The organism is Streptomyces sp. NPDC017936, assembly GCF_044328485.1.
Classification (GTDB): Bacteria; Actinomycetota; Actinomycetes; order Streptomycetales; family Streptomycetaceae; genus Streptomyces.
In genome coordinates this window covers 213,472-228,289 of sequence record NZ_JBIRHK010000015.1, presented here as the reverse complement: position 1 = coordinate 228,289, position 14,818 = coordinate 213,472, and the positions used below count along the sequence as shown (strand labels likewise).

The 14,818-nt window shown below is 70.6% G+C and carries 13 protein-coding genes; 4 read left to right on the top strand and 9 right to left on the bottom strand.

Annotated elements, in window-relative coordinates; translation table 11 throughout:
* Positions 1-110: 110 nt before the first annotated feature.
* From ACH4F6_RS29030 to ACH4F6_RS29015, 4 genes are all read right to left on the bottom strand, one after another.
* Positions 111-1,733 carry a cytochrome bc complex cytochrome b subunit gene (locus ACH4F6_RS29030; RefSeq protein WP_397963329.1) on the bottom strand — a complete coding sequence of 541 codons (1,623 nt, stop codon included), beginning with the start codon at positions 1,731-1,733 and terminating at the stop codon, positions 111-113.
* On the bottom strand, positions 1,730-2,797 hold the full coding sequence (locus ACH4F6_RS29025) for a Rieske 2Fe-2S domain-containing protein (RefSeq protein WP_397963328.1): 1,068 nt from the start codon (positions 2,795-2,797) through the stop codon (positions 1,730-1,732). Before ACH4F6_RS29025 ends, ACH4F6_RS29030 begins: the two co-directional genes overlap by 4 nt.
* Positions 2,794-3,606 carry a c-type cytochrome gene (locus ACH4F6_RS29020; RefSeq protein ID WP_397963327.1) on the bottom strand — a complete coding sequence of 271 codons (813 nt, stop codon included), beginning with the start codon at positions 3,604-3,606 and terminating at the stop codon, positions 2,794-2,796. The genes ACH4F6_RS29025 and ACH4F6_RS29020 overlap by 4 nt, the downstream gene beginning before the upstream one ends.
* Before the next feature lie 64 nt (positions 3,607-3,670).
* Positions 3,671-4,291 carry a heme-copper oxidase subunit III gene (locus ACH4F6_RS29015; protein WP_389511639.1) on the bottom strand — a complete coding sequence of 207 codons (621 nt, stop codon included), beginning with the start codon at positions 4,289-4,291 and terminating at the stop codon, positions 3,671-3,673.
* A gap of 169 nt (positions 4,292-4,460) precedes the next feature.
* Here ACH4F6_RS29015 and ACH4F6_RS29010 point away from each other — a divergent pair, with 169 nt between their 5' ends.
* Positions 4,461-4,862, top strand: a complete 402-nt coding sequence (locus ACH4F6_RS29010) for a hypothetical protein (RefSeq protein WP_397963326.1) — start codon at positions 4,461-4,463, stop codon at positions 4,860-4,862.
* Between the two features lie 35 nt (positions 4,863-4,897).
* Here ACH4F6_RS29010 and ACH4F6_RS29005 read toward each other — a convergent pair whose 3' ends face one another.
* From ACH4F6_RS29005 to coxB, 4 genes are all read right to left on the bottom strand, one after another.
* Positions 4,898-6,160, bottom strand: a complete 1,263-nt coding sequence (locus tag ACH4F6_RS29005; RefSeq protein WP_397963325.1) for an Ig-like domain-containing protein — start codon at positions 6,158-6,160, stop codon at positions 4,898-4,900.
* A 132-nt stretch (positions 6,161-6,292) separates the two neighbouring features.
* On the bottom strand, positions 6,293-6,691 hold the full coding sequence (locus ACH4F6_RS29000; protein WP_397963324.1) for a cytochrome c oxidase subunit 4: 399 nt from the start codon (positions 6,689-6,691) through the stop codon (positions 6,293-6,295).
* Positions 6,688-8,424, bottom strand: a complete 1,737-nt coding sequence (gene ctaD / locus ACH4F6_RS28995) for a cytochrome c oxidase subunit I (RefSeq protein WP_397963323.1) — start codon at positions 8,422-8,424, stop codon at positions 6,688-6,690. Before ctaD ends, ACH4F6_RS29000 begins: the two co-directional genes overlap by 4 nt.
* Entirely contained in the window at positions 8,421-9,380 is a 960-nt protein-coding gene (gene coxB / locus ACH4F6_RS28990; protein ID WP_397963322.1) for a cytochrome c oxidase subunit II, read from the bottom strand. The genes ctaD and coxB overlap by 4 nt, the downstream gene beginning before the upstream one ends.
* Before the next feature lie 308 nt (positions 9,381-9,688).
* On the opposite strand from coxB, the gene ACH4F6_RS28985 reads away from it, so the two are divergent.
* Positions 9,689-11,065: a cysteine desulfurase/sulfurtransferase TusA family protein gene (locus ACH4F6_RS28985; RefSeq protein ID WP_397963321.1), complete on the top strand. Its 1,377-nt coding sequence runs from the start codon at positions 9,689-9,691 to the stop codon at positions 11,063-11,065.
* Between the two features lie 341 nt (positions 11,066-11,406).
* On the opposite strand, the gene ACH4F6_RS28980 is transcribed toward ACH4F6_RS28985, so the two are convergent.
* Positions 11,407-12,381 (bottom strand): carbohydrate kinase family protein, encoded by a 975-nt coding sequence (locus ACH4F6_RS28980; protein WP_397963320.1) that lies wholly within the window; start codon positions 12,379-12,381, stop codon positions 11,407-11,409.
* Between the two features lie 129 nt (positions 12,382-12,510).
* On the opposite strand from ACH4F6_RS28980, the gene ACH4F6_RS28975 reads away from it, so the two are divergent.
* Positions 12,511-12,720, top strand: coding sequence for a hypothetical protein (locus tag ACH4F6_RS28975; RefSeq protein WP_397963319.1), 210 nt, complete (start codon positions 12,511-12,513; stop codon positions 12,718-12,720).
* Positions 12,721-12,875: 155 nt separating this feature from the next.
* Positions 12,876-14,666, top strand: a complete 1,791-nt coding sequence (locus ACH4F6_RS28970) for a hypothetical protein (protein WP_397963318.1) — start codon at positions 12,876-12,878, stop codon at positions 14,664-14,666.
* Positions 14,667-14,818: the final 152 nt, after the last annotated feature.

Sequence of the window (14,818 nt, the reverse complement as noted above, 5' to 3'; positions counted from 1 at the left end):
TCCCCGGGACGCGCGTATCGACGGCTCCACCCTATCCAGCCGCGGGCACGGCGAAGGGCCCCGTCCGAACACCGGACGGGGCCCTCCTGGGGTGCGTGGCGACGCAGTGATCAGTGGTGGCCGTGGCCGCTCGTGATCTCCTTGTACTCCTCGACGGTCGGCTTCGGGATCTGGCTCTCCTCGCCGTAGTACGCCTTGCTCAGCTTGGCGCGGACCTTCTCGGAGCGCTTCACCTTGCGCTCGACGCCGTTCTCGTCGACCGTCGGGCCGATCTCGGCCGGCTTGTACTGCTCGTGCGCGGTGAGCGTGTACAGGGCCTCCTGGCTGAGCGGCTCGTGGACCTCGATGTACTCACCGTGCGGCAGGCGCTTGATGGTGCCGGTCTCGCGACCGTGCAGCACCTTGTCCTTGTCGCGGCGCTGGAGGCCGAGGCAGATCCGCTTGGTGACCACGAAGGCGAGGACCGGTCCGGCGAAGAAGCCGATCCGGACGAACCAGGTGACCGCGTTGATCGACAGGTGGAAGTGGGTGGCGAAGATGTCGTTGCCACCACCGATCAGCATGATCATGTAGCCGGTGACCCAGGCGACGCCGAAGGCCGTACGGGTCGGGGCGTTGCGCGGACGGTCCAGGATGTGGTGCTCGCGCTTGTCGCCGGTGACCCACGACTCGATGAACGGGTACAGGGCGATCACACCGAGGAACAGACCGAAGAGCACCAGCGGGATGAACACGCCCAGCACGAGCGTGTGACCCCAGAAGTTGATCTCCCAGCCCGGCATGGCGCGGATCAGGCCCTCGGCGAAGCCCATGTACCAGTCGGGCTGGGCGCCGGTGGACACCTGGTCCGGACGGTAGGGGCCCAGCACCCAGATCGGGTTGATGGACGCGATGCCGGCGAGGGCCGCGATGGCGCCGAAGACCAGGAAGAAGAAGCCTCCGGCCTTGGCCATGTAGACCGGCAGCAGCGGCATGCCGACGACGTTCTTGTTGGTGCGGCCGGGACCCGCGAACTGCGTGTGCTTGTGGTAGAAGACCAGGATCAGGTGGCCGACCACCAGACCGAGCATGATGCCCGGCAGCAGCAGGATGTGGATCGAGTAGAACCGCGCGACGAAGTCGCCGCCCGGGAACTCCCCGCCGAACAGGAACATCGAGATGTACGTGCCGACGATCGGCACGGACAGGATCGCGCCCTGGGTGAAGCGGACACCGGTGCCGGAGAGCAGGTCGTCCGGGAGCGAGTAGCCGGTGAAACCGGTGAACATGCCCAGGACGAAGAGCAGGAAGCCGAACAGCCAGTTGATCTCACGCGGCTTGCGGAACGCGCCGGTGAAGAAGACGCGCATCATGTGCACGAACATGCCGGCGAGGAAGATGACCGCGGCCCAGTGGTGGATCTGCCGGATGAGCAGACCGCCACGGACGTCGAAGGAGATGTGGAGCGTCGAGTTGAACGCCTCCGACATCAGCTGGCCCTGCAGCGGGACGTAGCTGCCGTGGTACTCCACCTCGTTCATCGACGGGTGGAAGAACAGCGTCAGGTACACACCCGTGAGGATGATGATGATGAAGCTGTAGAGGCAGATCTCACCCAGCATGAAGGACCAGTGGTCCGGGAAGATCTTGCGCATGTTGGCCTTGGCCAGGGAGTAGATTCCCAGCCGACCGTCGGCCCAGTCGGCCACCCGCTCGCCCGCGGGTGCCTTCCTGCGGTCGTCGTTGTTGCTCATCCGCGCTCCCAGAAGGCAGGACCGACGGGCTCTTCGAAGTCGCCGAGCGCCTCGAGGTAGCCCTCGTCGTTCACGCCGATGCGCAGCTGCGGCAGGGCGTGGCCGGCGGGGCCGAAGATCACTCGGGCACCGTCGGACAGGTCGAAGGTGGACTGGTGGCAGGGGCACAGCACGTGGTGCGTCTGCTGCTCGTACAGGGAGATCGGGCAACCGACGTGGGTGCAGATCTTCGAGTACGCCACGATGCCCTCGTGCGACCACGCGAGTTCGCGCTTGTCCTTGATGTCCTCCGGCTGGATCCGGACGATCATCAGGGCGGCCTTGGCGATCTCGGTCTGGAAGTCGTGGTCGTGCTCCTCCAGGCCCTCCGGCTTGGCGAAGGTGAGGGAGCCGACCGCGACGTCCGAGGGACGCAGCGGCTCGTTGGTGTTCATGTTGACGAGGAGCTTGCCCTTGCCCCACAGCGTGTGGCGCAGCTTGTCCTCGGGCAGCGGGCCCAGGTCGCGCAGCAGCACGACGCCGGAGAGCGGGAACAGGGCCAGCGCACCGAACATCGTGTTGCGGATCAGCTTGCGGCGGCCCAGCGCGGACTCCGTGGCGCCCTGCTTGAAGTCGGCCATGACCTTGGCCTTGACCTCGGGCGACGCCTCGATCGGGTGACGCTCGTCGGCGACCTCCACGTCGGACATCAGCGTGCGGGCCCAGTGGACCGCGGCCGCGCCGATGCAGAACAGGGAGGCGCCCAGGGTCAGGCCCAGCGCGAAGTTCTGCGCGCTGATGTGCCCGAGCGGGAACACGAAGATCGACTTGTCGTGCGGGATCGCCACGTACGAGGCGATGAAGCCGACGGTGGCCAGCATCGACACCGTGAACAGGAGGGCGACCGCACGCTCGGACCGCTTGGCGGCCCGCTCGTCGATGTCCTGCATCCGGTGCTCGTGGGGCGGCAGCCCCGGGTCGGCGAACGGGTGCTTCTCGTCCGCGACGCTCACCGCACCGTGTACGCCGTGGTCGGCGCCCTGCCCAGCCGGCAGGTTCTCTTCTGGAATGTCTTGGCTGCTCATGACTTCTTGGCCTTTGCGGTCCGGGCGGCGACCCACACGGCGACGGCGATCAGCCCGCCGAGACCGAAGATCCAGCCGAACAGACCCTCGCTGACCGGCCCGAGGCCGCCCAGCTCGAGACCGCCGGGGCTCTCCGTCTCATCACCGTTGACCGCGTTGAGGTAGGCGATGATGTCCTTCTTGTTCTGCTCCGACAGGGTGGTGTCGGGGAAGGAGGGCATGTTCTGCGGGCCGGTCTGCATGGCCTCGTAGATGTGCTTCGGGTCCACGCCCTCGAGGCTCGGCGCGTACTTGCCCTTGGTCAGGGCGCCGCCCTTGCCGCTGAAGTTGTGGCACTGCGCGCAGTTGGTGCGGAACAGCTCGCCGCCCTTGGCGATGTCCGCGCCCTCCGGACCGTACTCGGCCTCGGTCGGGACGTTCGGACCGGCGCCGAGCGAGGCGACGTACGCGGCGAGCTGGTCGATCTCGGCCTGCGTGTAGACGACCTTCTTCTTCGGGATCTGGGCCATCTGGGACGTCGAGGCCGGCATGCGGCCGGTGCCGACCTGGAAGTCGACGGCCGCGGCGCCCACGCCCACGAGGCTCGGACCGTCGGAGGTGCCCTGACCGCCGGTGCCGTGGCAGCTGGCGCAGCCTACGGTGTAGAGCTTCTTGCCCTCGTCGATGGCCAGGGACTGGGCGGTTTCGTCTGCCTGCGCCTTGCTCGCGGGTGCGAGCACGGCGTACAGCCCCCCGGTGCATGCCAGCGCGAGGAGTAGGACGACGAGCGCCGCCATCGGATGGCGTCGTCGTGCGGAGAGCTTTTTCACGGATTACCCCGGTGTCAGGATTTTCTGCGTCGATGCTTCTGGGATGGGTGCGGGTCGGGCCCGGCTACTTGATCATGTAGATCGTGGCGAAGAGGCCGATCCAGACGACATCGACGAAGTGCCAGTAGTAGGACACGACGATCGCGGCGGTCGCCTGCTCGTGGGTGAACCTCCTGGCCGCGTAGGTGCGCCCGAGGACCAGCAGGAAGGCGATGAGTCCGCCCGTCACGTGCAGGCCGTGGAAGCCGGTGGTCAGGTAGAAGACCGAGCCGTAGGGGTCGGAGGAGAGCGAGAGCCCGTCCTTCTTGACCAGCTCGGTGTACTCGTACACCTGACCGCCGATGAAGATCGCACCCATGATGAAGGTGACGATGAACCAGCCCCGGAGCTTCTTCACGTCACCGCGCTCGGCGGCGAACACGCCGAGCTGGCAGGTGAGGGAGGAGAGCACCAGGATCGTGGTGTTGGTGGCCGAGAACGGGAAGTTCAGGGCCTCGGCCATTTCCTTCCAGTGCTCGGGACCCGTCACCGAGCGCAGGGTGAAGTACATCGCGAAGAGGGCCGCGAAGAACATCAGCTCGGAACTCAGCCAGATGATGGTTCCGACGCTGGTGAGGTTCGGCCGGTTGACCGACGGGTGCGCGTGCCCGGTTTCTACTGTCGTTGCTGTCGCCACGACCGACATTATGTCGGTCGCTTATCCCGCCCTCACTCCGGGGGGTGCCGTTCGGAGTGTCCGTACCGTGTGTAGTGCCCGTATGGCCCATCGCAGCGGCTTCCCGACAGGTGTTGACGGGGTGTCCGGGGGAGTAGCATCCGCCCCATCGGTATCCGAGCAATGACGCGGAGGAACGATGCAGGCGACCGCCACGGTGCTGGTCTACAGCGATGACGCCAACACCCGCGAGCAGGTCCGGTTGGCCTCCGGCCGACGGCCGGCTCCCGATGCGCCCCTCGTCGAGTTCGTGGAGTGCGCCACCCCCGCCGCCGTCCTCACGGAGCTGGACCGGGGCGGGATCGACGTCTGCGTCCTGGACGGCGAGGCCGTGCCCATGGGCGGCATGGGGCTGTGCCGGCAGATCAAGGACGAGGTGTTCCAGGCTCCCCCGGTGCTGCTGCTCATGGGGCGGCCCCAGGACGCGTGGCTGGCGACCTGGAGCCGGGCCGACGCGGCGGTGACCCTGCCGGTGGAGCCGGTGGAGTTCGCGGGGGCGCTGGCCGCCCTGCTGCGCGGGAAGGCCGCGCTGAGCGCCTGAGGGGCACGGGGCGCGCCCGGAGGGCCGGGGGCGCCTCAGACGGCCGCCGGCCGGAGCCTGGACGGTTCCTGCGCGGGCTTGTGCCGGCCGGTCGTCAACGCGCTGCCCGCGCGCCACTTCGTCCAGTCGATGTTCCAGTCGCCGAAGCCGTTGCCGAAGGTCTCCATCGTGTGACCGTAGCTGTTGACGACCTGGACGACGTCGCCCTCACGGACGTTGGCGAAGAACCACGCGGCGTTGGCGGTGCTCATGCCGGTGCAGCCGTGGCTGACGTTGGCGTAGCCCTGGGAGCCGACCGACCAGGGGGCGGCGTGGACGTACTCGCCGCTCCACGTGACTCGGGTCGCGTAGTAGACGGGCAGGTCGTACGACTCCGCGGAGCCCTCGGCGATGCCGACGGTGGTGCCGCGCATCCGTACGAAGTACTCCTTGCCCAGGACGACCTTGACGCCGTTGCGGGTCTCGAAGCCGGGCTTGCCGGTGGTGACGGGGACCTGCTTGACCTGCTCGCCGTTCCTGAACAGGGTCAGGGTGTGCGAGGCGGCGTCGGTGACGGCTATGACGCGGTCGCCGATCGTGAGCTCCAGGTCCTTCGTGGCCCCGCCCCAGAGGCGGTCGCCGATCTTGATGCCGTCCAGGTTGCTGTGGACGCGGATCGTGGCGTGGGCGGGCCAGTAGTCCTTCGGGCGGTAGTGGAGCTTCTTGTCGTCCACCCAGTGCCAGGCGCCCTCGACGGAGGGCCTGGAGTCGACCCTGAGGGCCCGCTCGACGACGGCGCGCTGGGCGGGGTCGGCGACGGGGCGGTTCAGTTCGGCGGTGAGGGGCTGGCCGACGCCGTAGGTGCCCGCCTCGGGGCCGAACGTCGCCGTCAGGCGCTCCTTGGCGGTGGGCTTGCCGGTGTCGAAGGTGAGGACGCGGCGCCCGGGGGCGCCGTCCTCGTTCTCGGTGCTCACGCGGACCGTGTAGTGGGCGTCGGCGGCGAGCGGCTCGGTGCTGTGCCAGCGGCTGCCGTCGGCGGCGAGTTCGCCGGCCACGTGGCGTCCTGAGGCGTCCACGGCGGTGACGTCCGTGATGCGGTCGCCGGAGTCCTTCGTGGTGATCTCCAGGGGTGTGGTCGGGTCCGCCTTCTCCCCCGCGCGCCGGGGGCCGTTGAAGGAGACCTGGTCCGTCGCGTCGTAGGGACGCGCGGCGAGGGGGTTGTCGTCCGAGCCGCAGGCGATCGCGCCCTCGGCCAGGGCGATCACCAGCAGCGTGCAGCCGACCACGGTGCGGGGGCGGGGGCGGAAAGTGTGGCTCATGACCTCACGCTAGGAAGCCGTGTCAACGACCGGCGCGCGGGGAGACACGGATGGCCGAGCCCTTTTACGGCAAAAGGGTGAGCCCGGACCCTCCTCACGGAGGGTCCGGGCTCGTGCCGCGCGTGGCGCGTGTTACTGGGTGCGGTTCTCACCGCGGTAGTACTCGAAGACCCAGCCCCACAGGCCGATCAGGATCAGCGGGGCGGAGAAGTACAGCAGCCACCAGCCGACCGCGATCCCCATGAAGGCGAGGGCGCCGCCGATGGCCAGGGCGAGCGGCTGCCAGCTGTGCGGGCTGAAGAAGCCCAGCTCGCCGGCGTCGTCCGCGACGTCCGCCTCCTTGTTGTCCTGGGCACCGGTGTCGACCCGCCGGGCGGTGAAGCCCAGGTAGAAACCGATCATGATGGACAGACCGAAGGCCAGGAAGAGGGCGGTGGTTCCGGCCGGCTCCTTCGACCACACGCCATAGACGCACGCCATGACGAGGATGAAGACGCTCAGCCAGATGAACATCTTGCCCTGGATCTTCACTTGCCGGCCTCCTTGCTGCCCGCGATCGCGCCGGCGCCGTGGCCGGCGTGCTCCAGCTGCTCGAGCGCGGCGATCTCAGGGTGGTGCAGGTCGAACGCCGGGGATTCGCTGCGGATCCGCGGCAGGGTGAGGAAGTTGTGCCGCGGCGGCGGGCAGGAGGTGGCCCACTCGAGGGAGCGGCCGTAGCCCCACGGGTCGTCGACGCCGACCGGCTTGCCGTACTTGGCGGTCTTCCACACGTTGTAGAAGAACGGCAGGATCGACAGGCCGAGCACGAACGAGCTGATCGTCGAGATCGTGTTCAGCGCGGTGAAGCCGTCGGCGGCGAGGTAGTCCGCGTACCGGCGCGGCATGCCCTCGGCGCCCAGCCAGTGCTGGACCAGGAAGGTGCCGTGGAAGCCGACGAACAGCGTCCAGAAGGTGATCTTGCCGAGGCGCTCGTCGAGCATCTTGCCGGTGAACTTCGGCCACCAGAAGTGGAAGCCGGAGAACATCGCGAAGACGACGGTGCCGAAGACGACGTAGTGGAAGTGCGCCACCACGAAGTACGAGTCCGAGACGTGGAAGTCCATCGGCGGCGAGGCCAGGATGACGCCGGTCAGACCACCGAAGGTGAAGGTGATCAGGAAGCCGGTCGCCCACAGCATCGGGGTCTCGAAGGACAGGCTGCCCTTCCACATCGTGCCGATCCAGTTGAAGAACTTCACGCCGGTCGGGACGGCGATGAGGAACGTCATGAAGGAGAAGAACGGCAGCAGCACACCGCCGGTGACGTACATGTGGTGCGCCCACACGGTCACGGACAGGCCGGCGATCGAGATGGTCGCGGCGATCAGGCCCATGTAGCCGAACATCGGCTTGCGGGAGAAGACCGGGATGACCTCGGAGATGATGCCGAAGAACGGCAGGGCGATGATGTACACCTCTGGGTGTCCGAAGAACCAGAAGAGGTGTTGCCACAACAACGCGCCGCCGTTGGCCGCGTCGAAGACGTGGGCGCCGAACTTGCGGTCCGCCTCCAGGGCGAACAGCGCGGCCGCCAGGACCGGGAAGGCCAGCAGGACCAGGACACCGGTCAGCAGGACGTTCCAGGTGAAGATCGGCATGCGGAACATGGTCATGCCCGGTGCGCGCATGCAGATGATCGTGGTGATGAAGTTGACCGAGCCGAGGATCGTGCCGAAGCCGGAGAAGGCCAGACCCATGATCCACATGTCGGCGCCGACGCCCGGGCTGCGGACGGCGTCCGACAGCGGGGAGTAGGCGAACCAGCCGAAGTCGGCCGCGCCCTGCGGGGTGAGGAAGCCGGCGACCGCGATCAGCGAGCCGAACAGGTAGAGCCAGTAGGCGAACATGTTCAGCCGCGGGAACGCCACGTCGGGCGCGCCGATCTGCAGCGGCATGATCCAGTTCGCGAAGCCGGCGAACAGCGGCGTCGCGAACATCAGCAGCATGATCGTGCCGTGCATCGTGAACGCCTGGTTGAACTGCTCGTTCGACATGATCTGCAGGCCCGGACGGGCCAGCTCGGCGCGCATGAAGAGGGCCATGACGCCGCCGATGACGAAGAACACGAACGAGGTGGCGAGGTAGAGCGTGCCGATCGTCTTGTGGTCGGTGGTGGTCAGCCACTTGACGACGACTTCGCCGCGGCGCTGGCGCCGGACCGGCAGCTCGTCCTCATAGTGGGACCCTGCTGCCGCGGCACCCTGGGGTTCGTTGAGGATGCTCACAGGATGTTCGACTCCCGTTCCTTCTCGTGGCTCGTCTGCTCGATGCCAGCGGGAACGTAACCGGTCTGCCCCTTCTTGGCGAGGTCCTTGATGTGCTGCTCGTAGCGCTCCGGGGAGACGACCTTCACGTTGAACAGCATCCGGGAGTGGTCGACGCCGCAGAGCTCGGCGCACTTGCCCAGGAAGGTGCCCTCCTTGTTGGGGGTCACCTGGAAGGCGTTGGTGTGGCCCGGGATGACGTCCTGCTTCATCAGGAACGGCACCACCCAGAAGGAGTGGATGACGTCACGCGAGGTGAGGACGAAGCGGACCGTCTTGCCCTCGGGGAGCCAGAGGGTCGGGCCGGGGTTGTTGGTCTGCGGGTTCCGCTCACCGGGGGTGCCGCAGGTGTGGACGCCGCCCGCGTCGGCCGGGAAGTCCTTCTTGTACCGGTCCGGGATCGCGGCCAGGTTCTTGTCGGTCTTCGCGTCACCGGACGAACCGTCGACGTTCTCGATGTAGTTGAAGCACCAGCTCCACTGGAAGCCGACCACGTTGACCGTGACGTCGGGCTTCTTCTCGAGGCTGAGGAGCTTCGACTCGTCGCGGGCCGTGAAGTAGAAGAGGACCGAGACGATGATGATCGGGACCACCGTGTACAGGGCCTCGATCGGCATGTTGTACCGCGTCTGCGGAGGGACCTCCACCTTGGTGCGGCTGCGCCGGTGGAAGATCGCACTCCACAGGATCAGACCCCACACCAGCACGCCGACGGCGAGCGCGGCAGCCCAGGATCCCTGCCAGAGGGAGAGGATCCGCGGAGCCTCTTCCGTGGTGGGGGTGGGCATACCAAGGCGGGGGAAGTCCTCCCATGTGCAACCGGTGGCGGTCGCCAGGACCAGGCCCGCGGTCATTGCCTGCAGCAGCTTCCGCCGCATCGGGCGCCGCGGCGAGCGGTCGGAGCCGTTGGGACTCACGTAGCGCCTTCCCGAGAGTCTCGCCCGCGCTGTACGGCTGCGGCCTTCTCGCTGGTCGGTCGCCGCCCTGCGTCGGGCAGGGGTTTGGATGTTTATGCGGACCAAACCCTAGCCGACGCCCTCCGGGGGTTCGCGGGGAGGGTGGCATACGCGCCGCGGGTCACCCCGAAGGGGTGGGAGACCGCCGGGTTTGCGCCCCAGGGGACGGGCACTCGTGGTGTGTTCGCGACTGCGGACGCGGGGCGGCCGGTCCGCGGCTCCCCGCGCCCCCGGGTTCGCCGCCCCGGCCCTGGCTTTAGCGTTGACCCGTGTCCTACTTCGATGCCGCTTCCGCCGCCCCGCTTCATCCCGTGGCCCGCCAGGCCCTGTTGGCCTCGCTCGACGAGGGGTGGGCGGATCCTTCGCGACTGTACAGGGAGGGGCGCAGGGCGCGGATGCTGCTCGACGCGGCCCGGGAGGCCGCGGCGGAGGCCGTGGGGTGCCGGCCCGACGAGCTCGTCTTCACCTCGTCCGGGACCCGGGCCGTGCACACCGGTGTCGCGGGGGCGTTGGCGGGGCGGCGGCGCGCCGGGCGCCACCTGATCGTGTCAGCGGTCGAACACTCCTCGGTACTCCATTCGGCGGAGGCGTTCGAGGCGGACGGCGGGGCCGTGACCCGGGTGCCGGTGGACCGGACGGGTGCGGTGACGGTCGAGGCGTACGAGGAGGCGCTGGGCCCCGGCACCGCGCTGGCCTGCCTCCAGTCCGCCAACCACGAGGTGGGCACCGAGCAGCCGGTGGCGGCGGTGGCCGAGGTGTGCCGGGAGGCGGGGGTGCCGTTGCTGGTGGACGCCGCCCAGTCGCTGGGGTGGGGGCCGGTGCAGGGGCCCTGGTCGGTGCTGGCGGCGAGCGCGCACAAGTGGGGCGGGCCGTCGGGGGTGGGGCTGCTGGCGGTGCGCAAGGGCGTGCGGTTCGCCGCCCGGGGGCCCGCGGACGAGCGGGAGTCGGGGCGGGCGGCCGGGTTCGAGAACCTCCCGGCGATCGTCGCGGCGGCGGCCTCGCTGCGGGCGGTGCGGGCGGAGGCGGCGGCCGAGGCGGCGCGGCTGCGGGAGTTGACGGAGCGGATCCGGGCACGGGTGCCGGAGGTGGTGCCGGACGTGGAGGTGGTCGGGGATCCGGAGCGCCGGCTGCCCGGGATCGTCACGTTCTCGTGTCTCTATGTCGACGGGGAGACGCTGCTGCACGAACTGGACCGGGCCGGCTTCTCCGTCTCGTCCGGGTCGTCCTGCACGAGCAGCACGCTGACGCCGAGCCATGTGCTCAGGGCGATGGGGGTGCTGAGCGAGGGCAACGTGCGGGTGTCGCTGCCGCCGGGGACCGCGCGGGAGGACGTGGAGCGGTTCCTCGCGGTGCTGCCGGGCGCGGTGGCGGGCGTGCGGGAGAAGCTGGGGGCGCCCACGCCGACGGCGGTCGTGCGGGAGGACGAGCTGGTCGTGGACTCCCTGGGCAAGCTCTGCCCGATCCCCGTCATCGAGCTGGCGAAGGTGATCGGGGACGTGCCGGTGGGCGGCACGGTCCGGGTGCTCGCCGACGACGAGGCGGCGCGGCTCGACATCCCCGCGTGGTGCGCGATGCGGGGGCAGGAGTACGTGGCCGAGGAACCGGCGGACCGGGGCTCCGCCTACGTGGTCCGCCGGCTCGTCTAGGGCCTTCCTCCCGGATCAGGCCGGCTCCGGGCGACGGTGGCTTTCGGCCTGCCCGGGCGGGGTCCGGTGCGTGCAGCCGCGAGGCGGAGGAGGGCGTCGACGCGATGGGGGCCCCGCCCGCGCGAGCGCGGCCGGGCGTGGGAGGAGCCGGCAACCGACGACAACGCCGCAGACGTGCGTGCCGGCTCCCGCGACCGCGGCAAGATCCGAAAGAGAGGCCCCAGGGCCTCTTCGGCGGGTGGGGCCGCGGGAAGGCGGCGGCCCCGCCCGCCGGCCGGGCCCCGGGGCCCGGATCGTCCCGGGGCGGGCCCCGGCGCGCGTCCCCGCGGGGCGGCGCCGGCTCAGCTCAGGTGCTTCTGGACCTCGGCGGCGGCCTCGTCGCCGTAGGCCGTGGCGAAGCGCTCCATGAAGTGGGCGCGGCGCAGCCGGTACTCCTGGGTGCCGACGGTCTCGATGACGAGGGTGGCGAGCATGCAGCCGATCTGGGCGGCGCGTTCCAGGGAGACGTCCCAGGCCAGGCCGGAGAGGAAGCCGGCGCGGAAGGCGTCGCCGACACCGGTCGGGTCGGCCTTGCGCGCCTCCTGGGGGCAGCCGACCTCGATGGGGGTCTCGCCGTCCCGCTCGACGCGGACGCCGCGCGCGCCGAGGGTGGTGACGCGGTGGCCGACCTTGGAGAGGATCTCCGCGTCGCTCCAGCCGGTCTTGGACTCGATGAGGCCCTTCTCGTACTCGTTGGAGAAGAGGTAGGTCGCCCCGTCCAGCAGGATGCGGATCTCCTCGCCGTCCATGCGGGCGATCTGCTGGGAGAAGTCGGCGGCGAAGGGGATGTTCCGGGAACGGCACTCCTCCGTGTGGCGGAGCATCGCCTCCGGGTCGTCGGCGCCGATGAGGACCAGGTCGAGCCCGCCGACGCGGTCCGCGACGGTCTTCAGCTCGATGAGGCGGGCCTCGCTCATGGCGCCGGTGTAGAACGAGCCGATCTGGTTGTGGTCGGCGTCCGTCGTGCACACGAAGCGGGCGGTGTGCAGCGTCTCGGAGATGCGGACGGACTGGGTGTCCACGCCGTGTCGTTCCAGCCAGGCGCGGTACTCGTCGAAGTCGGCGCCCGCGGCACCGACGAGAAGGGGCTTCGTGCCGAGCTGCCCCATGCCGAAGGCGATGTTCGCGCCGACCCCGCCGCGCCGTACGTCCAGCTGGTCGACCAGGAAGGACAGCGAGACCGTGTGGAGCTGGTCCGCGACGAGCTGGTCGGCGAAGCGGCCGGGGAACGTCATGAGGTGGTCGGTTGCGATGGAGCCGGTGACTGCGATGCGCACGGCGTGGACTCTCCTGTGGGAGGTGGGTTGACAGTTCACGCTACCCGGTCGACCGGCGCCAGCGAAGCGCGCGAAACTACCCGATAGTAGACCTTTCTTCACGGCCTGGTGCATGCCTACCGTGCCGCTATGACGAACCTCAAGGTCCACGCCCCCGCTCCGGCCGACCTCGACGGCGACCTGGCGTCGCTGCGGGGTGACTGCGCCCGGATGGCTCCGCACTGGACGGCGCCGGAGAAGACCGCCGCCCGTCCCGTGCCGCCCTCCCTGATCCACGGCGTGAGCGTCCCGGCGGCCTCGGCGCGGCTGCTGGAGGCGATGCCCGACTACGGCAACTGAGTCCGCCGCTCCCGGCGCCCGCCGGGGCCCCGCCGCGGGATCTCCCGGCGGGGCGCGCCCGACGGGGAACCGTGCGCTCCCCCGCTGCGTCCCATCGCTGTCCCCCGTCGGGGGGATGCGAGGTACGACAGCAGGGCAGCCGAAGGAGCGATGCGGTGAACACCGAGCGACCCGACAACGACGACACCGCGCGCGGGCCTGAGCACCGGGGTGCGCCGGAGGCGACGCGCTCGGAAGGGACGCGTCCGGAGGAGACCCGGGCGGAGGAGCCGGGCGGGGAGAAGGCGGAGAGGGGCGGAGCCGCCCGGGAGTCGTCCGCCCCTGAGTCGTCCGTCCCGGAGCCCTCGGCCCCGGAGTCGGCCGCCCCGGAGTCGGCCTCCGCCCCCGCACCGGACTCCCGACCGAAGGCTGCGGCGGCATCCGCCACGGAGCCCGTGAGGGAGGAGCCCGCGGCCCTCGCCGCCGGCGCGCCGGAGCCCGCCGACGGGCCCTCCGGTGACGAGTCCGCCCCCTCCCCCGACGTGTCCTCCGCCGGCTCCCGGCGCCGCTCGCACGTCCTCGTCGCCTCCGTCGCCGCCGCCGTGCTCCTCGTGGGCGGCGGGGGCGCTTGTCTGGCCGCCCGCACGACGGGGGGTTCGGGCGGCGGATCGGACGCGGGGGCGCCGTCGGGGGACGGCACTCCCCCGGCCCTCGTCCTCGACGACTACGCCGGCGGCGCCTCCGGAGGTCCCGCCAACGGCATCGCGCCCGGCGAGCCGAACCCCTACGGGGTGACCTACCGGGCCGACGGCGCCCTCCCGGAGGGCCCCGACAGCGCGCCCGCGTACTGGGCGAGGGGCGAGGTCACGAAGGACGAGGTGGTCCGGCTGGCGGCCGTGCTGGGCGTCGAGGGGACGCCGGTGGCGGAGGGGCGGGACTGGAGGGTCGGCTCCGGGAAGGACGGCTCGGGACCGGTGCTGCGGGTGAACGGGCAGGCGCCCGGCCCGTGGACGTTCACCCGGTACCTGCCGCGCACCGACGACTGCGAGAGCACCACCGTCTGCGCCAAGGCGCCCACGGCCCCGGGCGGCGACCCGGTGAGCGAGGCGGCCGCGAAGAAGGCGGCGGCGCCGGTCCTGAAGGCGCTCGGCCAGGACGACGCCAAGATCGACGCGAGCCAGGTCATGGGCGGCCGGCGGATCGTGAACGCCGAGCCCGAGATCGGCGGCCTGCCCACCTACGGGTGGACGACCGGCCTCTCCGTGAACGCCCGGGGCGAGGTCGTCGGCGGGAGCGGGCAGGTGAAGTCGCCGGTGAAGGGGGACACGTATCCGGTGCTGAGCGCGCGGGAGACGCTGGACCGGATGAACGCGGCGCCGGGGACCGACCGGCGGACGGGCATCGGGGGCTGCGCCAGTGCGGTGCCGACGCAGGAGCGGCCGGCGAGCCCGTGCGGCGGGTCGACGGAGGTTCCGGGGAAGGAGTCGCTCACGGTCGAGGACGCGGTGTTCGGACTGGCCCCGCACGCCTCGGGCGGGCGGCAGGTGCTGGTGCCGTCCTGGCTGTTCGAGGTCCGGGGGGCCGCGGCGGCCTACACGGTGACGTATCCGGCCGTCGAACCGGAGTTCCTGGGCTCGCCCCCGGCGTCGACGCCGTCCGGGGCGCCGACGTCCGGCGGGCGGACGAGCGACGTGGGGGTCGACGGCTACACGGCCGAGGGCGACGAGCTGACCGTGGCCTTCACGGGCGGGGTGTGCTCCGAGTACGCGGCGACCGCGGTGGAGGGCGAGGACGAGGTGAAGGTCACCGTGACCGAGACGTCCCGGCCGGGCAGGATCTGCATCATGATCGCCAAGGTCCATCACCTGACCGTGCGGCTGGACGAGCCGCTGGGCGGCCGGACCGTGGTCGGGTCGGACGGCCGGGGGATCCCGCTGGAGAAGGCCGGGGCACGGCTGCCGCGGTAGCCCGCCGCGGGCTCCGCGCCCACCCCGCACGCGACGCGCTTCACACCGCGTGGCGGCCCGGCCCGGGGGCGGGCCCCCCCGGGGGGGGGGGCCCGGGGCGCCCGGGGCCCCCCCGGGGCCCCCGGCGGTGTGGGGCCCCGGCCGGCCGCCCC

Excerpts from the sequence above, each read along its gene's own strand:
- ACH4F6_RS29030 (WP_397963329.1), bottom strand. The coding sequence starts at position 1,733 with ATGAGCAACAACGACGACCGCAGGAAGGCACCCGCGGGCGAGCGGGTG.
- ACH4F6_RS29025 (WP_397963328.1), bottom strand. The coding sequence starts at position 2,797 with ATGAGCAGCCAAGACATTCCAGAAGAGAACCTGCCGGCTGGGCAGGGC.
- ACH4F6_RS29015 (WP_389511639.1), bottom strand. The coding sequence starts at position 4,291 with ATGTCGGTCGTGGCGACAGCAACGACAGTAGAAACCGGGCACGCGCAC.
- ACH4F6_RS29010 (WP_397963326.1), top strand. The coding sequence starts at position 4,461 with ATGCAGGCGACCGCCACGGTGCTGGTCTACAGCGATGACGCCAACACC.
- ACH4F6_RS29005 (WP_397963325.1), bottom strand. The coding sequence starts at position 6,160 with ATGAGCCACACTTTCCGCCCCCGCCCCCGCACCGTGGTCGGCTGCACG.
- ACH4F6_RS28975 (WP_397963319.1), top strand. The coding sequence starts at position 12,511 with ATGACGAACCTCAAGGTCCACGCCCCCGCTCCGGCCGACCTCGACGGC.